The 20,235-nt window shown below is 51.3% G+C and carries 21 protein-coding genes and 1 CRISPR repeat array; of the genes, 5 read left to right on the forward strand and 16 right to left on the reverse strand.

Annotated elements, in window-relative coordinates; all coding sequences use genetic code 11:
* Window positions 1-126 precede the first annotated feature (126 nt).
* The 6 genes from ACN4EK_RS25580 to ACN4EK_RS25605 all read right to left on the reverse strand — a co-directional run bounded on the left by ACN4EK_RS25580 (window position 127) and on the right by ACN4EK_RS25605 (window position 7,612).
* Window positions 127-1,734, reverse strand: coding sequence for a type IV secretory system conjugative DNA transfer family protein (locus tag ACN4EK_RS25580; protein WP_431661115.1), 1,608 nt, complete (start codon window positions 1,732-1,734; stop codon window positions 127-129).
* Window positions 1,722-1,937: a hypothetical protein gene (locus tag ACN4EK_RS25585; RefSeq protein ID WP_431661116.1), complete on the reverse strand. Its 216-nt coding sequence runs from the start codon at window positions 1,935-1,937 to the stop codon at window positions 1,722-1,724. The genes ACN4EK_RS25580 and ACN4EK_RS25585 overlap by 13 nt, the downstream gene beginning before the upstream one ends.
* Before the next feature lie 35 nt (window positions 1,938-1,972).
* Complete coding sequence (locus ACN4EK_RS25590; protein ID WP_431660817.1) at window positions 1,973-4,033, reverse strand: Tn3 family transposase; 2,061 nt, start codon at window positions 4,031-4,033, stop codon at window positions 1,973-1,975.
* 166 nt (window positions 4,034-4,199) lie between these two features.
* Window positions 4,200-4,964 carry an IS21-like element helper ATPase IstB gene (gene istB / locus ACN4EK_RS25595; protein WP_431656493.1) on the reverse strand — a complete coding sequence of 255 codons (765 nt, stop codon included), beginning with the start codon at window positions 4,962-4,964 and terminating at the stop codon, window positions 4,200-4,202.
* 24 nt (window positions 4,965-4,988) lie between these two features.
* Window positions 4,989-6,536 (reverse strand): IS21 family transposase, encoded by a 1,548-nt coding sequence (gene istA / locus ACN4EK_RS25600; RefSeq protein ID WP_431656492.1) that lies wholly within the window; start codon window positions 6,534-6,536, stop codon window positions 4,989-4,991.
* 134 nt (window positions 6,537-6,670) lie between these two features.
* Window positions 6,671-7,612, reverse strand: coding sequence for a DUF4158 domain-containing protein (locus ACN4EK_RS25605; RefSeq protein WP_431660816.1), 942 nt, complete (start codon window positions 7,610-7,612; stop codon window positions 6,671-6,673).
* Window positions 7,613-7,712: 100 nt separating this feature from the next.
* Between ACN4EK_RS25605 and ACN4EK_RS25610 the strand changes: the two genes are divergently transcribed.
* Window positions 7,713-8,309, forward strand: a complete 597-nt coding sequence (locus ACN4EK_RS25610) for a tyrosine-type recombinase/integrase (RefSeq protein ID WP_431656548.1) — start codon at window positions 7,713-7,715, stop codon at window positions 8,307-8,309.
* 117 nt (window positions 8,310-8,426) lie between these two features.
* Here the strand turns inward: ACN4EK_RS25610 and ACN4EK_RS25615 are convergent, their stop codons facing one another.
* The 5 genes from ACN4EK_RS25615 to ACN4EK_RS25635 are packed head-to-tail and all read right to left on the reverse strand — an operon-like array spanning window position 8,427 to window position 11,432.
* Entirely contained in the window at window positions 8,427-8,927 is a 501-nt protein-coding gene (locus tag ACN4EK_RS25615) for a hypothetical protein (RefSeq protein WP_431661117.1), read from the reverse strand.
* Window positions 8,928-8,936: 9 nt separating this feature from the next.
* Entirely contained in the window at window positions 8,937-9,572 is a 636-nt protein-coding gene (locus ACN4EK_RS25620) for a hypothetical protein (RefSeq protein ID WP_431661118.1), read from the reverse strand.
* Complete coding sequence (locus ACN4EK_RS25625) at window positions 9,562-10,065, reverse strand: hypothetical protein (RefSeq protein WP_431661119.1); 504 nt, start codon at window positions 10,063-10,065, stop codon at window positions 9,562-9,564. The genes ACN4EK_RS25620 and ACN4EK_RS25625 overlap by 11 nt, the downstream gene beginning before the upstream one ends.
* On the reverse strand, window positions 10,058-10,846 hold the full coding sequence (locus tag ACN4EK_RS25630; RefSeq protein WP_431661120.1) for a hypothetical protein: 789 nt from the start codon (window positions 10,844-10,846) through the stop codon (window positions 10,058-10,060). The genes ACN4EK_RS25625 and ACN4EK_RS25630 overlap by 8 nt, the downstream gene beginning before the upstream one ends.
* Before the next feature lie 28 nt (window positions 10,847-10,874).
* The gene (locus ACN4EK_RS25635; protein WP_431661121.1) at window positions 10,875-11,432 is read right to left on the reverse strand and encodes a hypothetical protein; all 558 of its coding nucleotides are present in this window, start codon (window positions 11,430-11,432) and stop codon (window positions 10,875-10,877) included.
* A gap of 360 nt (window positions 11,433-11,792) precedes the next feature.
* Between ACN4EK_RS25635 and ACN4EK_RS25640 the strand changes: the two genes are divergently transcribed.
* Window positions 11,793-12,005 (forward strand): hypothetical protein, encoded by a 213-nt coding sequence (locus ACN4EK_RS25640; protein WP_431661122.1) that lies wholly within the window; start codon window positions 11,793-11,795, stop codon window positions 12,003-12,005.
* A 13-nt stretch (window positions 12,006-12,018) separates the two neighbouring features.
* Window positions 12,019-12,591, forward strand: coding sequence for a hypothetical protein (locus tag ACN4EK_RS25645; RefSeq protein ID WP_431661123.1), 573 nt, complete (start codon window positions 12,019-12,021; stop codon window positions 12,589-12,591).
* Between the two features lie 411 nt (window positions 12,592-13,002).
* Here ACN4EK_RS25645 and ACN4EK_RS25650 read toward each other — a convergent pair whose 3' ends face one another.
* On the reverse strand, window positions 13,003-13,131 hold the full coding sequence (locus ACN4EK_RS25650) for a hypothetical protein (protein ID WP_431661124.1): 129 nt from the start codon (window positions 13,129-13,131) through the stop codon (window positions 13,003-13,005).
* Here ACN4EK_RS25650 and ACN4EK_RS25655 point away from each other — a divergent pair.
* Window positions 13,131-14,876: a bifunctional DNA primase/polymerase gene (locus ACN4EK_RS25655; RefSeq protein ID WP_431661125.1), complete on the forward strand. Its 1,746-nt coding sequence runs from the start codon at window positions 13,131-13,133 to the stop codon at window positions 14,874-14,876. The two genes, ACN4EK_RS25650 and ACN4EK_RS25655, sit on opposite strands and share 1 nt — an antisense overlap.
* An 85-nt stretch (window positions 14,877-14,961) precedes the next feature.
* Here the strand turns inward: ACN4EK_RS25655 and ACN4EK_RS25660 are convergent, their stop codons facing one another.
* Both ACN4EK_RS25660 and ACN4EK_RS25665 read right to left on the reverse strand, forming a co-directional pair.
* Window positions 14,962-15,261: a type II toxin-antitoxin system RelE/ParE family toxin gene (locus tag ACN4EK_RS25660; protein ID WP_431661126.1), complete on the reverse strand. Its 300-nt coding sequence runs from the start codon at window positions 15,259-15,261 to the stop codon at window positions 14,962-14,964.
* Window positions 15,258-15,524, reverse strand: coding sequence for a ribbon-helix-helix domain-containing protein (locus tag ACN4EK_RS25665; protein ID WP_431661127.1), 267 nt, complete (start codon window positions 15,522-15,524; stop codon window positions 15,258-15,260). The genes ACN4EK_RS25660 and ACN4EK_RS25665 overlap by 4 nt, the downstream gene beginning before the upstream one ends.
* A 199-nt stretch (window positions 15,525-15,723) precedes the next feature.
* Here ACN4EK_RS25665 and ACN4EK_RS25670 point away from each other — a divergent pair, with 199 nt between their 5' ends.
* Window positions 15,724-16,701, forward strand: a complete 978-nt coding sequence (locus tag ACN4EK_RS25670) for an Rpn family recombination-promoting nuclease/putative transposase (protein ID WP_431661128.1) — start codon at window positions 15,724-15,726, stop codon at window positions 16,699-16,701.
* A gap of 146 nt (window positions 16,702-16,847) precedes the next feature.
* On the opposite strand, the gene ACN4EK_RS25675 is transcribed toward ACN4EK_RS25670, so the two are convergent.
* Both ACN4EK_RS25675 and ACN4EK_RS25680 read right to left on the reverse strand, forming a co-directional pair.
* Window positions 16,848-17,651, reverse strand: coding sequence for a ParB N-terminal domain-containing protein (locus ACN4EK_RS25675; RefSeq protein ID WP_431661129.1), 804 nt, complete (start codon window positions 17,649-17,651; stop codon window positions 16,848-16,850).
* 9 nt (window positions 17,652-17,660) lie between these two features.
* Window positions 17,661-18,392, reverse strand: coding sequence for a ParA family protein (locus tag ACN4EK_RS25680; protein ID WP_431661130.1), 732 nt, complete (start codon window positions 18,390-18,392; stop codon window positions 17,661-17,663).
* Window positions 18,393-18,588: 196 nt separating this feature from the next.
* Window positions 18,589-20,235: a CRISPR direct-repeat array (repeat unit 37 nt; unit sequence GTTTCAATCCCTGGAAGGGATTCAGTGATTTTGTCGC).

The following is a 20,235-nucleotide window of genomic DNA, read 5'->3' on the forward strand; positions in this document are numbered from 1 at the left end:
GTCTCGGAGAAGAGTTTAAATTCAACGGATTTTATTACAGAATAACTCGAGTAATTTGGTTTCCCAATGATAGGAATGATGCAGTGCTCATTTTGATGCGAGGCAGATTAGTGCTGAGTAAACAACTTATAATCCAAACTGCTTACACACTTCCTGGTAACGCTCTCTGGCACGGCGGTAGCGGGGAGAGTCACCTTTGGAAATGTTCCAAAAGGTTTTGATAAAGGCATCCTGCCCAGTCGTGCCTTGCTGACGGTATTCCAGGATTAGCGATCGCAGCATCTCATCATCCAGGTCATCAATTTCGGGAAATTCAAGTTCGGGCGAACCCGGTGCAGAACCTACCTGATTTTGCCCAGTTTGCGGCATGGTTTCAGCTTCTGAACCTGCCGAACCCGGCGAACTTGAATTCTCGTAATCTAGTTCCAGGCAGCGTTCAAGTCGGGTTCGCTCATCCGCACCTGCATCGAACTCGGTTCGGGGTGGGTTCGCGTTGGGTTCGACTGGGTTCGCTGGGGTTCGGGCCGTCGAACCGGGCTCACCGAAGCGGAAATATTTCGCCTGAGAGAGGTCAGGTAGCTTGCACAGTTGATTGCCTCCTAAGGTAGTGAAGGCGATCGGCACCCGTCGATCCTGAGCCTTGTCCCTGGCATAGAGGGCGAGTAACTGTTGCAGCAGCTGTCGCTGCCGGGAATTGCTCACGACATACGGATTCGATAGGGCATCTTCGACACTTTGGTAATCCCCATTCCGAGACTGAGCAAAATAAGCCATGTTGTCTTGAACGCTAGTATCGAGCCCTAACTGTTTCACTCGGGTCGTTTGAGCTAGCAGCCAAACCGCAATATTGTCCTCACCGCCCTGGAAAATTAGCCGCTCAAGGGCATCGATCGCTCGACCCCGATAATCCGTTTTGTGCTTTTTATCCAACCGGCTGATCATTTCGTCATAGCGCCCAGCCATTCTGATCCAAGTATTCAACTCGTCAAAAATGACCTTGACAGCTCTGGGCATGGTTTCCCAGTGTCCGCCCTGCGCCACGCGTTTGTCCTGTCGGGGTTCTAGCACCTGGGTGATGATCGTTTCAAGTCGTTCAACCGCTTCGGGAACCTGGGATGGCTTGTTGCACAGGAGATAGCGCTCCGTTTGCTCAATGCCGCAAAACGCAGCGCCCTTGGGGTCAAATACCCAGAAATCAACCGCTCCACCATATTGCTGCCAGGTATGAGCGATCGCACTTTGAATGGTGGTGGTTTTGCCGCTGCGGGTCCGGCTGGCGATCAGAATATGTCCTTCATACCGGGCCATTTCCGCCGTTAAATCCCTGACGGCTAGTTCTGTCGGCAGCGCCGTGTCAGGTGTCTGTTGTTCTGTACCGATCGGCATTTCCGCCGGTTGCTGTTGGGTGGTTGATGGGAAGAACTGGGAGCTGAGCTGTTGCTTGTAGTAGGCGGCTTCAGTGGCAATCTGATGCTGGGTTAGTTCTTGCTGCATCAATCGGGAGGCGCGATCGTAGCTTTCTTGCTCCTGCAATTGCTGGCAGCGCTTGATATAGGTGGCACTGATGCCAATACCCATCAGGTAGGTGAGGAGCCGCTCCCACGGTTTCATGTGGGCAATGTAGCTAGGAGCCAGCCAGAGGGCTAATGTCAAAGCACAGGCAAATCCTACCTCTGAAGCGGTTGGTGGTTCATCCTTGGCAACCGCTTTCCAGAGAGCTTTCAGCCAATCCATAGGCTCACTCCAATACCTAAAATCACGACGATCGCGGCTCCGACTAGCACTGCCCAATACACTTGCAGGTTCAGCTTGAGGTAGGCAGCGATCGGCGCACAAATAAGCCAGGACAGGGCATAGAGCACGATCGCGACCACCAGCAGAATGACAATGAACTGGCGGGAAACTGGCAGATTGACGAAAACGCCTTTGTATAGCAATGGAGAAATTTTGGTCGCTAAGGCTGAAAGTCAGACTAGCGTAGACTTCTAAACGGTCTTTCCTTGCCAATGTGCTCTATCTCGAAGTGATACTTCCCGTAAACATTGATATGACCATGACGGGTAGGCCATAGATGCATGAGATGTTCATCCTTTACCACTTGCCCCTGCTGCCGAAGTTGCTGCACCACCTTTTCCATGTACACAGTGTTCCAAATGATGATCGCGTTTGTGACCAAGTTGAGGCAGCCCACCTGATTGCGAAGCTGTTCATCGGTCTGCCCCCGAACTTCCCCCTGGTTGGCGTAATAGAGGTGAGATCGCAAACTATGTAAAGCTTCCCCTTTATTCAGTTGTCGATTGATTCTGCGACGGTTGGTTTCGTCGGCATACCAGCGCAAAATGTGAATGGTCTTAATCAACCTGCCATACTCTTGCAAAGCACGGGTTAACGGATGCTGTCGTGGATAGGCTTGCAGCTTTTGCACAATTAACGACGCTGTGACCCGTCCTGTTTTGAGAGACCCTGCTAACCGTAGCATTTCATCCCAATGGGGCAAAATACGCTCTTTGTGGATGACGCTTTGCAGATGGCTCTTCAGTTTTGGGTAGGCATCTAACTGGATCTGACTGGTGCGATACAGTTCCTGGTCAGCCAGATCGCGAATGCGAGGCGAGAACTGTAACCCCAACAAGTCAAACAGCGCAAAGATCAGTTCGGTGTAGCCTGCTGTATCGGTCGTGTGTTCCAAAATGGGCAGTTCCGTTTCGTTATTGAGAATCTCATCGAGAACATAGGTTGCGTCTCGCAGTGTGGTTGGAACTGGCTTGGAGCCGTATTGGGAAAACTGGTCGCTAGTCCAGCTATAAAAGGTGATGCCTTTACCGTACCCAAAGTAGCGGGGGAGTGCTCTCGCCTGACGCACAGAGCCGCGCACTGGAAAGCGTTGCCCATCTGAGGACGATAGCATCCCACCACCCCACAAACGGCTCAAGGGCAACTGATAGTGGTAATTAACCAGGGCGGTATTTGCGTTTCGCAGCGTTTCATCTCGGATATACCAGGTGTTACACCAACTCAGTTGTCTGTACCCCAGATTGGCAGAGGTTGCCATTTGCTGTAAATCCAGATTGCAAGCTTGCGCCAGAAGACAGCTATAGAGGTGCAGCAACAAATTGGTATCCCGGCGGTGGGGACTCTGCAAATGCTCAAAAGCATCGGAAAAGTGGGTCCAGGAATCAACCTCGACTAACAAGTCCGTGATGTCCAGAGTCGGGAGTCGGTTCGTGATCAGATAGGTCAGTTGATTGAGTTCGGCAGTTCGCTCCTCTGCCTCAAAAGGACTCAAAACCAGCTTGTCCTTTTCCTCTCGCAGATCCCCTTCGGCTTCATTTAACAACGCCTCTACTTGCTCAATCAGGCGAAGCAGTTCAGCCTCTCGTTCCGTCAGACGAACAGTTGCATCAATCGGAGTGCCCAGTAAACTAACTGTTTCTTGTCGTTGCTTTTGCCATTCTTCTTTGGACATGAAGTAGCTTTCCAGGGTGCTGAAGCGGCGACTATGGCTGAGATAGATATCGCCTGAACGCAGGTGTTGCCGTAGTATCCATAGGGCAGCAAGTTCGTAGTAGCGACGGTTAAAGCCCTCTGCGTCAATGACATACGAACGCCAGGTATCCGGGATAAACTCAGTAGGAGTCGTATCTGGCAGTTTGCGACGAATTCCAGCATGGATCTCGCGAACCAGGTCGAGGGCTTGTAACAATCCTTGATCCTTGCTGCGACTGTGGAACTGCAAGGTGGACAGGAAGTGACTGGAGAATCGGCGAATGCGCGGATAGAACTTACCAAAGTAATCGACGTAGGCATCATTTTCGGGACGAATCAGTTGTTTCGTTTCGCCCAATGCAGTTTCCAGTTTTGCTGGTGTGATGTACTCAAACGCAGTTGTCCTAACCTTTTGGTCATCGACTTCTGCATCTAGCAAAATCTGTCCGATTTGATGCAACGTTTTCAACTTTTCATTGATCGTTTTTGTTGCTTGTAAGCGATCTGCCTCAAAGGTTCGCTTTGCTTCGTTGTGCAATTCCTGCATATTCTCATCACTTCGGCAGGGTCAACTCAGTGACTTCGGCACTGGATTCTCACCCAACTTCGGCAGGGTTAATTTCGTCTGCTTCGGCCGGTCAATTTGTTGTAGATCAGATCGCATGTGAGATCACCTTTGCTCCAAACGATAACATGATCCCTCTCTGGCTGAATTAGGCGATGGCATATTCAGCCGTATCGGGTTGAACCGAACTGGTTAACTTTCGCATCGACTCTCCTTTGAGAGACAGTCTCAGCGCATCGTGAACAATGCGGTCGAGCATAGCATCAGCCAGGGTGGGGTCTTGGATTTGTTGATGCCACTGAGAAACGGGGAGTTGGGTCGCAAACAAACAAGCCGCTTTGCGATAGCGTTCGTCCAACAGATCGAGTAGATCGCGTGCCTGTTCCTGGGAGAGAGGATCGCGCAACCAGTCATCGAGGATGAGCAGGTTGAAGGTGGCTAATTGTCGTTTCCACTTAGGCAATGATCCATCTGCTTTGGCAAGTTTTAATTCCAACAAGAGGTCTGCGGTTCTGAAGTAGCGCACACTGTGTCCCTGCTGACAGAAGGCGTCTGCCAACACCGAAGCCAGGAAGGTTTTGCCCACACCTGTGGGTCCGACAAGGATCAATTGAAGGTGTTGGTGTAACCATTGTCCCTGTGCCAACTCCAGAAACTTCACCTTGCTCAAGCCACGAGCGACGTTAAAGTCAATGTCATTCAAACTGGCAGTGGTCGTCAGTTGAGCTTGCTTGATGCGGCGTTGCAACCGTTGCTGGGCACGTCGCCAGTGCTCACGTTCCACCAACAGTGCTAGTCGTTCATCGAAACTGAGATCGTGATAAGTGCTGCTGGTCTGTTGCTCACTCCAGGCTTCGAGCATCCCGACCAGGCGCAAGGCTTTGAGTTGTTCAATCGTAGACGGATTCATCATGAGAATTGATCCAATGAGAAATAGTTAGGAATAGTACTGAGCACCCCGGACGTTTGCATGTTCAACAACCGGAACGACTGGATTGTCATCCGCCAAGGGTTCTTTGTCCAACTGGGTTTGCAGCATGGAGCGGATGCGACGCAAACTGACAATGCCAAACACATTCGCCCGATGACAAGCCGCTTCCAGCCGCGCCGTGCCATACTGCGTTGCTAGAGACTGCAAACCTCGCACGGTACGAAACGCCTGCTCTTCATGGTCTTTGCGTTCAAACATTGCCTCCACCTGGCTTGTCGTGTGGCGTCCGACCTGTTGCGCCCAGGCTAAAAAGCGTTCTTTCGACTGGCGTTTGTAGGCCCAATGTTCAGGCGGCATATGGTCGGGTAGCGTCGTGTGGCGATGGGGCAGGCGGCAGCGTTCGTGGGCAGCAATCCGCTTGCCATCGTGAAAGATTTCGACCATTTGCTCAGACACCTTGACTCGCACTTCGTGCTGCACAAACCAATAGGGGACGGAGTAATAGTGCTTTTCGACCTCAATGTGATAGTCCAGGTTGACCTTCGCTGTCTTCCAGTGGGCAAACGTGAAGGGTTGAACCGGTAAAGGAGAGAGGGCAGGTTGGTCTACTTGCTCAAACAATACCCGTCGCGACACCCCATAACCGGGCATCGTCCGCTCATTTAACGCCTTCAGCCTCTGGGCAATAGCAGCATTAAGGTCGCTCAGTGTGCTGAATTGCTCGTGCCGCAACGGTGCCAGCACTTGTCGTTCTACCTCCTGCACTGCCTTTTCGACCTTGGCTTTGTCACGCGGTTTGTACGGTCGAGCCGGAATAATGGCGACCCCATAGTGCTCGGCGAACTCCTGGTAACTCGGATTAATGCCCGGTTCATACCGACAAGGGTCGGTGACCCCGGACTTGAGGTTATCCGGCACAATGCACTGCGGCACACCACCGAAAAACGCTAGTGCCCGCTGGTGCGACCCAATCCAGTGCGGTAATTCCTGCGTAGGTGTAGCTTCGGCGTAGGTGTAGTTGCTCGCTCCCAAACAGGCGACAAAGATTTGGGCTGCCATCACTTGTCCGGTTTCCTTGTCCTGCATGGGCACCGTCAGCCCGCAGTAGTCCACAAATAGCTTGTCACCTCCCTTGTACACCTGCCGCATCGACAACTGGTGCCGCACCCGCCACTGGTTGTACCAGCGGCAAAAAGTGGCGTAGCTACAGTTCCATTGTCCTTTGTCCAGTCCCTCCTGCCACAGCAGAGCTAGCGTCACGCCTTTATGCTGTAATTGGGCATCTACCGCACTAAAGTCAATCGGTTCCGCCCGCTGTTCGGGGTTCTGTCTTCCTTTGCCCAGCGCCGCTTGCGCCTCACTGTCACTCAACTGGGTCAACTCGGTATAACTCAGGTTCTTGGCAGTGGCGCGACGAATGTAATCTTGCACGGTTGAGCGTGCCACCGCACAGCTTTGGGCGATCTGGCACTGGCTATAGCCCAGATCGTGAAGTCGCAAGATCTCTCGAAATTTTGCCACAGGCAGTAATCCTCCTTGTTGCTTCCGTTTCATATCCCCGCTACCTCCGCTTGTCGTTGACAGCGAGTGTAAAGGGGGTGCCGAAGTTTGTGAGAATTACCTGCCGAAGTTCGTTGGGAATGGGGTGCCGAGGTTTGTGAGAATCACCCGCCGAAGTTCAGTGAGAATCACCTGCCGAACTTTGTGCGATTTTGCAATTCCCATAGCCGTTGGTCAAACATCTCAATGAGATCATCGACAAAGTTGTAAAGAGACTGTTTCAGGAAAGCAATTAAAACAGGATAACGTCTGAATTGTGGTGCTCGTTTCAGGTATTGATTTGTCGCTCTAGCACCGATCTTTGCCAGGTAGTTGACGCGATTGGGGTTGAGCATATTGAGGTTCCAAGCTCCCACCCCCTGTTGTTGAAGAAAATCAATCTTCTCAAGGGTTTCGAGGATTTGCCTGGTATTGTTACCAGTGGGGGTCCGCTGCAACCAGGACAAGCGTGTTCGCTTTAATTCATCATCCACTTCCAATAAGTTGTCTAAAAACTGGCACTGTTCCTGTTTGAGCAATGGTTGCAATGCTTGATAAATTGCTTCTTGGGCTTGTTGGCGAGCCGTTGCCACCATCTTCTCAAGACGGGTTGTACCAATCCGAATCATCTTGTGCTGCTGAAGGTACTGACAGGTCAGTTCAAAAAGAAGCATGGGTTTGTCGTGTTCTAAAGCCCGTTCTAACAGCCATTGTTCCAACGCCAGCAGATCCAGTGGGGATGCACGACGATAACCTAAAAGGACTTGCACCTGCCGTTGATGATTGCGTTGCGTGCTGGTTCGTTTACCATAAAGAGAGAAGGCATCAGCAGACACCTGTAGTTGCACAGCGACATACTCAATTACAGAGGCAGGAAGCTGTGACAACTGTTCTGGGAAGAATCCCAGATAGCGTAAGCAGCACAAAAACAGGGCAAACCCCAGGCGATTATGATCACCGCGTAGTCTTAAAATGGCACGGTGGTCGTCTGGAGATAACCAAAAGAAGCGGTCTAAATCGGTCTGTGTGATCTCTTGCGGAAAGCGATTTAAGCGATCATGATCTGAGTCAGAGAGAAACTGAACAGGCATGGGATAGACTCATCAAACTGTCCCACTATTGTTCGTATCTGGGACAGTCTGTGTCTAGAGAAGTCCGAAAAACAACGGTTTCAGGAGGGGGAAAGCAAGGATGCCAACCATCGAAAATGGGACAGTTCCTCCCAAGATGTTGCCTCATGCCCAAAAGCGCCCACGTGAGTATCTCACTACCGCAGAAGTTGAGGAGTTGATTTTAGTTGCCAAGAAGCGGGGACGGTATGGGCAGCGGGATGCCACGATGATTCTCTTAGCCTATCGACATGGGTTACGGGTGAGTGAACTCTGTTCACTGCGCTGGGAGCAAGTAGACTTTGAGGTGGGGCTATTGCATGTGCGCCGCGTCAAGCATGGCATCCCCAGTGTGCATCCTCTCCGAGCACCTGAACTGCGAGCACTGCGTCAGTTGCAACGGGAATCATCCCCATCTCCCTACCTGTTTGTGACAGAGCGTGGCAGTCCCATGACTGCTGCCGGATTCCGCAAAATCCTGACCCGTGTGGCTCAACTGTCATCTCTACCCTTTTCAGTTCACCCTCACATGCTCAGGCACGCTTGTGGGTATAAGTTGGTGAATGACGGGCACGATACGCGATCCATTCAGCACTATCTGGGACACAAGAATATTCAGCACACGGTGCGCTATACCGAGCTTGCAGACAGTTGTTTTCAGGAGTTTTGGCAAGACTAACTTCCTTAGCGACCAAAATTTCTCCATTGCTATACAAAGGCGGAAAAGCCAATGGAGCAAGCCCACCAGCAGCAGTCCCAGCTCACCCAGCAACAGCAGTCGTAGCGATCGCGCCATTTACCACACTCCCTGAATCTTGCTCTGTAATTTCTCAATCTCTTTGTCTGTCTTACTTTCGGTCTTCATGAGGTTGGTGCCTAAGCGGGCATATTTGCCCCGCAAGCCGTGCAAATGGTCTGCCAGGTCAGCGTTAGCTTCCTGTTTGCCATATTCGACATCCGCGACCACCTGTTCATAGTCCCGGTGTCGCCGATGCAGCTTGCCATCGGTGCGTTCAATTTTTTCCATCGCGGTATAGGCTCGACTGGCGTAACGGTACTGGTCAGCGGTCTTGGTGGCTAATTCCTCTAACGCTACGGCTTCCTCCTCCGAAAAGTAGCGAGGGGCAGTCAGCACTGGCATGGAGCGGAAGCTGTCAAACGTGCCAGGGTTTTCTGGCGTGATGGCGGTCGGGTCGGATTTGAACACGCGATCGGGGGTGAGGGAGTGCTTTCCTTGAACCAGAGATAGCCCACCACCACCTTGTCCATTAATGGCTCTGAATAGTCGTCCGAACATAGGCAGTTCCTAAAGGATGAGTGGAATCAAAATCAGCAAGGCTAGAAAAATCTGCACCAAGAGTTGCGCGATCGGGTCATCCCTGAAATTGTCTGCACTACCTTTTCTGCCGGACTTCCCCGACTTACCCAACCCAAGCGACCCGAAGCCTGCACCGGACAAAGCTGGTTTGGGGAGTTTGAAACCTGTCAATTTCTCTGATGGTTTACCTGGCTGGCTTTTAGGCTTACTCGGGCTAGTCGTCGTGGTTGTTGGAGCAGGGCGTTTCCAGTGAGGCAACCGTAATTTAGGCAGGTTGGGCAACTTGAGCCTGGGAAACTCTTTGAGCTGAAGCTTGAACTGAGCTTTGGATGCAGGTTGAGTTTGCGTCCCTGGCTCAGAACTGATAAACCCTGGTGTGGCATAGACTGGGTAGCGTTGATGCACGGCTAGCCCTCGCGGTTGATGGACGATCGCACCGAGAGGTGGAGCCATGATCGCGTTACTGGGAGACCGGACGATCGCACCGGGATCAGCTTCAGAGATCGGTAGACCAGGACAATCTTTAAAGCCCCCATCTAGCAACAATTCTCTGGCTGTAACAGGTGCATAGCTAGGGCGTTGCGGTCGTTGTCGTCTGGGAATCGGTGGCGGCTCAAAGTCCATATCGCACCTGCACCATGTTCGACTGAGTTTGTTGGGGTAGGGGTGTAGTCCGATCTGGTGAAATTGCTTCTCTGATTCGGACTCGCCGGGGAGGACTGAGCATGACTTGAGCGACCCATCCCCGAGCGCCGTTCCATTCCGTTTCCAGCCAAAGCTCGCCATCGCTACGGATGCTATTCCCCGTCAGGACTACTGCCGTATTGCAGGGAATCACATTGGCGATCGCAGCATCATCCAGACTAGGAACGGTGCGGAAATTGGCTCCTGCAAGGTTCTGACAACGGGTGACAGTGGCTGCTAAAACGTCCCGTTCAACGGTCATCGGGGACGGTGCAGGAGTCGAAACTGTAGGAACTTCTGGGTTTGGCGTAGGTGTTGGATGAACGACGATCGCGGGTTGAGTGGTTGTCGTTGCTAGTTTGGGGAATGGCAGACGAGCGGCTCCCATCAAACCCAGATTGATTGTGACTACGGTGAGGATGACTTTAGACATGGCGGCTCATCCCCAGTAGACTACTGTGATTTGGGCGCAGGCTGGAGACGGCGGCGAAGGTTCCGATCGCGAACAGGGAGATCATGCACAGCATAAACACTAGCTCGACCAAGCCGAAGGCATCCCAGTAGTAGCCCCCTTCAGACTGGTTCTCTACCTTGATCTTGATATTGATGGGCTGAACAGCTTGAGATGCTGGTTCTGCTTGGGGCTGATGGGTGGCTGGGATACTTGCTTGCTGCTGGTAAGCGGCTTGCATGATTCGGAGTCGTTCAGTTTCGAGCGTCGATCGCTGTACCTCCAATTCATCTCGTTTGAGTTGCAGCAGTTCAAATAGTCGTGGATCATGCAATAGGTTGCCGGAAACCGTAGCGGGTTGGATGTCTAAGGCGGCTGGATGATAGGCGGATAACTGACCAGGCTCTTGATAGAGTGATGACTCTGATTGCCTCGGTTGCCATTGGGATTCATGAATGGCTGTGGTCGCTGGGCGAGGGATAATCGCAGAGCTTGACTGGCTGACGATCGCTTGATGCAGTTGGTTAGCCCGATCGCTGCACACGAGATCGCATAGCTCCAACACCCCAGCTCTTGTGTAGAAATGTCGCCGGACTCGATCGCTGCCAATCTCCTCAATCCAATGAATTCCTGCCTGGAGTCGATGTTTGAATTTAGTCAGTTGATGCTGGCTGATGCCTAATGCTGCTAGGGTGAGTGCGGTTGATAACAGCCAAGTGTGCTGTGGATGGGGAATAGTCTGCTTGAGGATGGGTGCAAACATGGCATCTCCTGATGATGGGGAAGGCAGTCTACAGGGGCAATGCGCCCACGATCGATGTGGGTGAGATGGCGGGAAAGGCAAATTCGGGGACGGTAAAATCGGCGGTCAGGTCTTCCGCATCAATAAAGGTGGGGGGAGTGGGCAGGAGGGTGGCTAGTTCTTCACCGAGGTAAGCCATGAAGTTGTGGGGACGGGCGGCGATGTGGGTAGCCACTTCTCTAGCTAAGGCCCGATCGTGCTGATGCATCCGGTCGAGTAACTGAGTCGCCTGTCCGATGAGGGCAGCATTACTCGCATCCAGTGTCGTTTTAATTTGGCTTTTGTTGGCGGCTGTTCGGTTTGCCAAAGCTGTATGAAGTTGCTCTGAGTTGTGGCTATTGGCTGGCTCTGCTGGTATTTCAGACGGACTGGTTGGTTCTGCTACTGCTTGAGACTGCAAGGCTTGAACCATCTGCTTTGCTTGGTCATCGGTATAAGGTTCTGTGAGATGTAACGATCGCGCTACTTCGGCAATCCGGTGGTTGGATACCTGAATTCCTTGCTGTAACAACATCTGCCGGATTTGATGCCTGTTGATTCTGCTCATGAATTAATCTCTCCAGAATTTTTGCTGTGGTTTTGCCACGTCTGTAATCGAGGGCGATCGCCGCGAGTTGGTCAAATTCAGTCCCCGTAAACTCGAACTTCCTGGCGGCAATGCCTGCTAAGTCACACCAGCGCCATAAGGTTGGTTGGCTGAGCAGGATGCCATCTGCCAAAGCGTTGTTGCCATATCGAATTTCTGAAAGCCTGACCAGAACGATGCTACGGGGAATGAGTCGCTCCGTTTTCACTGCATTCATGTGCATGGCTCCCATGCGTGTGAATTACTTGTGAATGAATGTTAGCACGCTGACATGTTAGCATGTTAACTAGAATTGCGATAGTTTCCAGGAGACATGTCAAGATGGATGCATTCAGCATGGATGATTTGATGGCTGGCAAACGCAAAGACCCAGGCTATATGCAGGTATCGGGGTATGTTCCGAAGGAACTAGCCCTACGATTCAAGGCATCTTGTCTGATCGAAGAAGTGGAAATATCGGAGGCGCTAGAGGAGATGATGCGTTGGTGGTTAACGGAGCGAAAGCCCAACAAATCCAGCCATACAGAGCAGTGAAGGGACGATCTCTATGACTGAATCTGTAAAAGCTACCCGCGCTACTGTCACGATCGGCGCTTTAACCGTTGATGGGTTCATGCTGCCGGATGGGGCTTATCGGATGTCCCAAACTCAAGCGGCGGAATGTGTCAATTTGACCGAGCGGAACGCCCGCGAATTTTTACAGTCAAAAGCCCTCAAATCCTTGCTAGGAGAGGCTTATACGCCCGCGATTTCTGACATAGAACCCGACATCGATCAACTGCGGGGCGGTAGCCGAATTAGGGCTTTGCCGCTTGAGGTGGTCAGTGCCTACTGGCTGTGGCAGGCATTTCGCGGCAACAAACAGGCATTAACGTTGTGCATGGGACTGCTGACGGAAACGTTAGAGCGGCGGTTTGATGCGGCGTTTGGAGTCACTAGGGCTGAACAGGAGCGCGACGATCGCCTGAGCCAACGCATTCAGCAGCTTGAGCAAGACTTAACCCGCTTAGGAGAAGCGTATGCCACCGAGGATGACCTGAGAAATCGGCTGGCTTATCTAGAAAGCTGGTTAGAACAACAAGGGTTAAATCCCTGGTCAGCCTCGGGGGAGGCAGAGTGAGGGCGATCGCTAGAGTAAATGGGCTTTAGAGGCTAGCGCTGCAAAGATTATGAGATCTATACACAACATTGATCTACCATGCTTCTGAACCATTTAGTTTTTGACGATGCCATGTTTGGGTCAGCCATACTCCAACCAACTCACAACCCTGCATCAGGAGTGTGCCGTGGCTCGTCAAGTTTCCCCGTTTGCAATGGCACAAGGAGCGTGGTTATGTTCTAGGACTCCCTAGAAGCCCAAAACCCCCACTGCGGCAAACAGTGAGGGCATCAAGCTTCAGTATTTATTTGTAAAAGGCTTGGGGACGCTAACCCAGATTTTCCAAGGTCGAAAGTTAGCTCACCCGGCTGGTCGTAGTCTCTCCGATGTCGGTTGACGTTGGAGCACCATGCGCTATGCCAATTTTAGGGTCTATTTGTCCAATGGTGCAACTTTTTTGGACAAATAGACTAGCTGCGGCATGGCGCGATGTTCACCCCCTTCAGGACTTAATCTGCCATGCCCCATTTCTGCGTTGCCATGCTGGCGGGAGGTTGCCAATGACCCTGCCTCCCAAGCGCCGCCTCCCCGAACCATTGCCTGGAGATCCGCAAGGCAAACGGTTATGTGAATTGTTTAATCACCCGTGGTATCCGATCGTCGCCGCTACTCCTGAGGATGCCCAAGCCAAACCACAATGGCAAACCCTCAAGCGCTACCCGATGCGACCCCGGACCCTGTGGAACCAGTGGCAGGATGCCAACCAACTGGTCGGAGTCCGGTTTGGTCATCAGACCCAATATGCGTTGATTGATTTGGATACCCAGAGCCAATACCGATCGCCTGAGGCTATCTCTGCGATCGTGCAAGCGTTGGAAACGATCGGGATTTGCCGTGTCATTCCGATCCAATCGAGTTGGAGTGGCGGCATTCACTTATACCTGCCATTGCCAGAAGCCGTAGCGACCTTCGATTTGGCGTTAGCCGTCAAACGCTGTCTAGAAGTGCAGGGGTTTGAGGTTGCGCCGGGTCAGTTAGAAATCTTTCCGAACGTCAAAAGCTGGGGCAACCCTGCCAAAGGGCAATATATCCAATACAATGCCCATCGCTTACCGTTACAGCCCGGTACAGGCTCTTTTCTCCTCGATGATGACCTGCAATCGATCGGGACTGACCTGGCTAGCTTCTTCCACCAGTGGGACAGTGCGACTCCCCAGCAAGACCTGACCCTCCTCCAACTTGCCCTCAGTCAAGCGAGAGCCAACCATAAGGGCAACTACCAGCCCCCCACCGCTTCCAAAGTCGTAGATGCCTGGAAACAGGATTTAGAACGCGAGATGGCTGAAGGCTGGACAGGACACGGGCAAACCAATCACCTGCTGAAAACGATTGCTTGCTATGGCGTAGTCTTCCTAAGATTAACTGGAACCGCGTTGGTGGATTATGTGGAACAAACCGCGATCGCCAGTACCGGATATCCCGAATGGTGTCGGCATCAACTAGAAATTCGGCAACGCAGCCAGGACTGGGCCGAAGCCGCCGAAAGGTATTACTGGGAACTGGGGACGGATGGAGAGCGGGAAGGGAACGTCCATGCGGCCAACAACATCGTGCCGATGCGGCGGAACCACCGAAACCAAGAGAAAGCTTTGGATGCCCAGGCTCGGATTCAACAAGCCGTCAAAACGTTAGCGGCGTTAGGGCAACTGCCGGATGACCTGAGTAAGCGAGGCGACGCGATCGTGGCGCAAGCGCGATGCAGCAAGCAGACTTTGTACAAATATCAGGAGTTATGGCAGCCCAAATATGACCGGCCAAATCTGGAGGCATCTCCCGGTTTAGTAGCGGCGATCGCCCCTGCTACCAACGCCAAAACTCAGGACGACAGCCAAGTGAGTGTACAAGCCGAGCCAGAGCCAGATTCCAGTGCATCAACGGAAGAACCGTTTGACCAGCCAAAATTGCTAGAAGCCAAGCCAGCCGGGGTTGTACACTCAATCCCCTATATGAAAGGTGGAAATTTTGAAAGTAATCCTTTGTCTGCTGCAAATCCTTATTCGGCGGTGTTGGGTGAGTTTTCCCCAGCCTCACCGCCCGTTTCCCGCTCCCCTGAACCACCAGTAATTCCTGGTAATGATGGCTCGGAGGTCACGATCGCGGCAATTCGAGGAGCAATCCAGCAATTGGGTTGGCAACCTACCCAGTTCCATCAGTTTGTCGCAGAACGCTTTAGAGGACGACGTTGGAGCCAGTTGACGGAGGACGATCGGCTGTTGTTGTTGTATTGGCTAAGGCAATTAGAATAGTGATGATGTGAGTATGTACTTAGCTAACTATCTCCTAGCTAATTTAACCCCTTGATCGTCTTGGTTATTCATCCAATCACCTTCTCTATTCTTCCTCATCGAACAAGGCTTCCAAATCCTGCCTACCACTGACCACGCGCAGAATTTCCACATCGTCCCCTTGTACTCGGTAGAAGATGATATAGCCATCTAACGGTACTCCGCGCAGACCTTCCCGAATCTGAGCATATCGCTTACCTAGGTTGGGAAACCGGGTCAGATTTTGGCACTTCTGGTTAAACTCTTTGAGCAAGCGTTCCCCAGCCTCAATATTATGCTCAACAAAGTAATCTGCGATCGTATTCAGGTCGCGGCTGGCACTGGGCGAAATTATACAACGGCTCATTCCATTGCTGCCCGTGCTTGCCGGAATCGAGTTTGCAGTTGTTCCATCACCGTTTCCAGCGGCATCCCCTCACCCCGATCCAACTCTGCCGCTGCCTCATCCACCTGTTGATAGGTTTCCTCTATCCAGGTTTCGTACTCCTGATACTTCTCCTCCAGCAGCTTAAACGCCTGAGCCAGCACTTCATCAGCAGATCTGAACCTGCCCCGTGCTACTTGATCGCGAATAAATTGTTCCTGTTCTGGCTTGAGGGTAATGCTCATTGACCGTTGACCTATGCTGAGAACAATTTTACCTTTGCATCCCTACGTCTGGCAGAAGTGCACGAAAGAATTGCTACATCGACCCTTGGTAGAGGCTGAAGTATGATAGCTGGATTCTCGAAAACTGCGGGACAAACCAGAAGCGGGGATACTTAAAGCTCTTGCAAGAGCTGGGATACGACCAAGAAAAGGAATAGCGATGACCGATGCGGACTTACCTCAAACGCCTGGAACTCAATTTTCTCCGGCAGAATATGATTCACCCTGGAAGGAAGCACTAGAGTTTTACTTTGAACCGTTTCTCTTGCTATTGTTTCCGGCAGTGCATGAATTAATCGATTGGAGTCGTCCTTACGAATCGCTGGATCAGGAGTTTCAGCAACTCGCCAAGGATGCCGAGGTGGGCAAACGGTTCACCGACAAATTGTTCAAGGTCTGGCAACAGGATGGGGAGGAAGCCTGGATTCTGATCCACATTGAGGTGCAAAGCCAGGAGGAGTCGGGATTTGCTGAACGGATGTTCATCTACAACTATCGATGTTTTGACCGTTATCGTCAGCCTGTGGTCAGTCTAGCGGTGTTGGGGGACGATCGTCCTTCCTGGCGACCCAATTCTTACGGGTATGGGTTGGGTGGTTGTCGGATGGGGATTGAGTTTCCGATCGCTAAGCTCTTGGACTATGAAGCTCAGTGGTCAGAGTTAGAGGAGAGTCGGAACCCATTTGCGGTCATGGTGATGGCACACCTGAAAACGAAAGCGACAACGGGAGAACCACAGCAGCGGAAACAGTGGAAATGGGTGTTGGTTCGCAGGTTGTTTGAGCAGGGCTATAGTAAAGATGATGTGGTAGAGCTGTTCCGGTTGGTGGACTGGATGATGGCGCTTCCCAAGGGGTTAGAGCAGGAGTTTCGGGCAGAACTGAAACAATATCAAGAGGAACGACAGATGCCATACATTACCAGTGTTGAACGGCTAGCGAAGGAGGAAGGTGTAGCGGAAGAAAGGAAACAGGTGATTGAGAATCTCCTCCGAATGCGGTTCGGTGAACTGGATGAAACTTTAAGTGCAACAGTTGAGCCTTTACTGAGTTTGCCAGCTCAAGAGTATACGCGCCTGCTGATGGAGCTTTCGCGCGAAGAATTAATTTCCCAGTTTGGTGCAGGAGCCTCTAATTGAAGCATCAAGTTGAGGGGCGATCTCCCAGATCATAAAGCTCAGTTGCAATATCTGGTTGGCAATAAATGAAGACCAGAGTGGGAATTGCCTCAACTGTTGTAGGAACAATAGGAAGTCGTTTTTGCGATCGCGATAGGGTTCAAACTTTAGGTGTTTAATTTTTTGAGTGCTGCTTCTACCCGCTTGGATAGCCGAGTCACATCCTTACTAATTACCTGTAGTTCAGACATCTCTGGTTCTGGATAAGCCTTCTGCCAACGATTGAGTTCTGTTTGTAATCGTCGTAAAGCGGCTAACACAGCATTTGCCTCTTCCTGTTTAGAAAGTCGGACATCTGTCACACTTTCCTCAAACCCTTCATTTAAGTAGCGTCTGACTGTCCGAATACTCTTCCCAATAATTACTTCTAGCGCAGGTCGGAGTGCTTTCTCGCCCTTGGCTGGTCTGCCTTTCACATCGGCATAACCGGCATCCCGAAGCCGCTCAGCTAATGCTCTGACTTCTTCAGGGGTATAGTCTCGCCGCTTTTCGTTTTCCGTTACCTCAACTTGCAATGCCAGGTCGGGATGCTCCTCTGCATCAAAATCGACCACCCTGACTGGTACCAAGTCCTCAGGAAAGTGCTTGTTATAGGCTTTTGAATTTGCCTCTTTCAGCACGAATACGGCGGCTTTGCGGTGTCCACCTGCCAGTAGCCGACCTCGTTGATCTACAACCAGTGGTTCCAACAGACCCAGCACCGCGATCGACTCTGCTAGTTCACTCACATGCTGACTGCTTAAGCCTCGGGTATCGCTGGTACGATCCAGAATTTTCCCTAAAGGCAAAACTGAGGTGCGAGATTTTTCCAGTTCAGCTCTGGCTTCTGCTTCTCTATCCTTCGCTTGAATTGCTGTACCTGCGGCATCGGCTGCATCCAACAGTTCTGCTGCGCTACGTCGTCTAGCCATATTCGTGTCCTAATCGTGAGCCGTTTCCATAATCCACTGAGCGATCGTACCCAGTTCCTCTGCTGATCGTGATCGAGGAGCATAGTCCATAATCGGAATTTGCTGGGCGCCAGCCTGTGACAGATTCGTGTCTTGATGCACTGTGAAGTGTTTAATATCAGCGTACCGTTGAGCCAACTGAGCGGGTAGTTCTTTATCTAAGGCGCGTCGTTCGTCAACCTGGGAGAGCACCAATGCCCACTGTTTAGGACCTCGACGCTCTCGGTTGCGATAGCTTTCCAAGATGCCCATAACCCGATTGGCCCCCATAATGGCAAAGGGGTGAGCATTGGTGACAACAAGTGTCACTTGAGCGGCAACCAAGCCTAATCGCTCCAGAGTTTCGTTTCCGGGAGGGCAATCTAGAATTACAGCATCGTAGGACATCACCTTAACGAAATCTGCTAAATCCTCCGGATGTAGTGACTGAATCGCTTGATTGGTCAGGTTTGGTCCCCCCGGTAAAACATATAGTCCAGGTGCAGCTTCTAAAGCTGCTGGGGTATTGCCCATCAACAACTCAGCCGTACCTGGAGCAGTTGGGTCAACCCCTAACGCATAGGCTGAATTTGATTGGGGGTCTAAATCGACTACTAATACTTGCTTTCCCTGTTTTGCCAGAACCGAAGCCAGACCACAGGCGATCGTGGTTTTGCCAACTCCACCCTTTCTAGCCGCTACCGCAACTCGATGTTGAATCATGGGCGCATCCTATCATGTCTCTAGTCAACGATACAGGGTTCGCCAGTAGTGACATCTGTTGTTTTTGGATGTGTAAAGCTGGTATTAAACGACAATGCAGATGGCTCCTTGCCCTCTTAAGTGCTAGTCTACCGATTTATATCTGGGGTTCTGGAGCTTTTCAATAGTTTTGGCGCGACCTGAACTATATCTCAACGTTTCAATCCCTGGAAGGGATTCAGTGATTTTGTCGCGGGAGAAGAGAGAGTAAAGGAGGGACTAACTGATGGGTTTCAATCCCTGGAAGGGATTCAGTGATTTTGTCGCCGACTTGAGGAAAAATCTGGAATCTGGATTGCTCCAGTTTCAATCCCTGGAAGGGATTCAGTGATTTTGTCGCCACCAAAGACCGGATTACCTACGGCTCTGTGTCGGGTTTCAATCCCTGGAAGGGATTCAGTGATTTTGTCGCACCCGCCAGAAAAAAGCTGTGCTTGATCCGAGGGGGTTTCAATCCCTGGAAGGGATTCAGTGATTTTGTCGCTCTCAGCCAACACTACCAGCAACGGCTAACCGACCTGTTTCAATCCCTGGAAGGGATTCAGTGATTTTGTCGCGGGAGCCGCAGGATCGCAGCAGGAGCCTCCTCAGAGTTTCAATCCCTGGAAGGGATTCAGTGATTTTGTCGCACCACCGTCGCCTTTACCTCTGAGAGTGTTGTCAACGTTTCAATCCCTGGAAGGGATTCAGTGATTTTGTCGCAGCAAAACAGGAGATTAAAAAACATGCTGGAAGTAACCGTGTTTCAATCCCTGGAAGGGATTCAGTGATTTTGTCGCCCATGAGTGCAGTCTGCAAAGATGGCGGATACGGGGAAGATGGTTTCAATCCCTGGAAGGGATTCAGTGATTTTGTCGCTCATTTACCCCGAAAAAATGAATGATTGGCTGTTTGTTTCAATCCCTGGAAGGGATTCAGTGATTTTGTCGCTGCTCCCACGATCGCGGTCAATGCTCCCAATTTTGCCGTTTCAATCCCTGGAAGGGATTCAGTGATTTTGTCGCTTGGATTCTGGGCAACTGCAAAAAGCAGTTGCCCTGGTTTCAATCCCTGGAAGGGATTCAGTGATTTTGTCGCTATTGTTTTAGGATTTGTAGCGTTTGCGAGGTAATGTTTCAATCCCTGGAAGGGATTCAGTGATTTTGTCGCTAATGATCGGGCTACTAATCACCCCAGGAGGGTAGTTTCAATCCCTGGAAGGGATTCAGTGATTTTGTCGCATCACCTGGAATTGCTCACCCGTGTTAGAGCGTTGGTTTCAATCCCTGGAAGGGATTCAGTGATTTTGTCGCTGCAGGAGTTTCTAGGGTATCTGGGCACTCCGATCACCAATGTTTCAATCCCTGGAAGGGATTCAGTGATTTTGTCGCGGAACTACACTCACCCCAGACTTCTCACTATTTACTGTTTCAATCCCTGGAAGGGATTCAGTGATTTTGTCGCCTCAATCAATGCCTTTGTATCACTGCCTAGCGTTGTTTCAATCCCTGGAAGGGATTCAGTGATTTTGTCGCAGTAGGTGTTTCTGAGCATCGGAAAGTGGCATATCAGGTTTCAATCCCTGGAAGGGATTCAGTGATTTTGTCGCCGAGCCACCATCACGCCCTGAATTTCTATCTTAAGTTTCAATCCCTGGAAGGGATTCAGTGATTTTGTCGCGAGGAGTTTCAGGAGATATGCAACATCCTGAAATACGTTTCAATCCCTGGAAGGGATTCAGTGATTTTGTCGCTGGATTCTGAGCAACTGCAAAAAGCAGTTGCCCTGGTTTCAATCCCTGGAAGGGATTCAGTGATTTTGTCGC

The organism is Pantanalinema rosaneae CENA516, assembly GCF_050753385.1.
GTDB classification, from domain to species: Bacteria; Cyanobacteriota; Cyanobacteriia; order Leptolyngbyales; family Leptolyngbyaceae; genus Pantanalinema; species Pantanalinema rosaneae.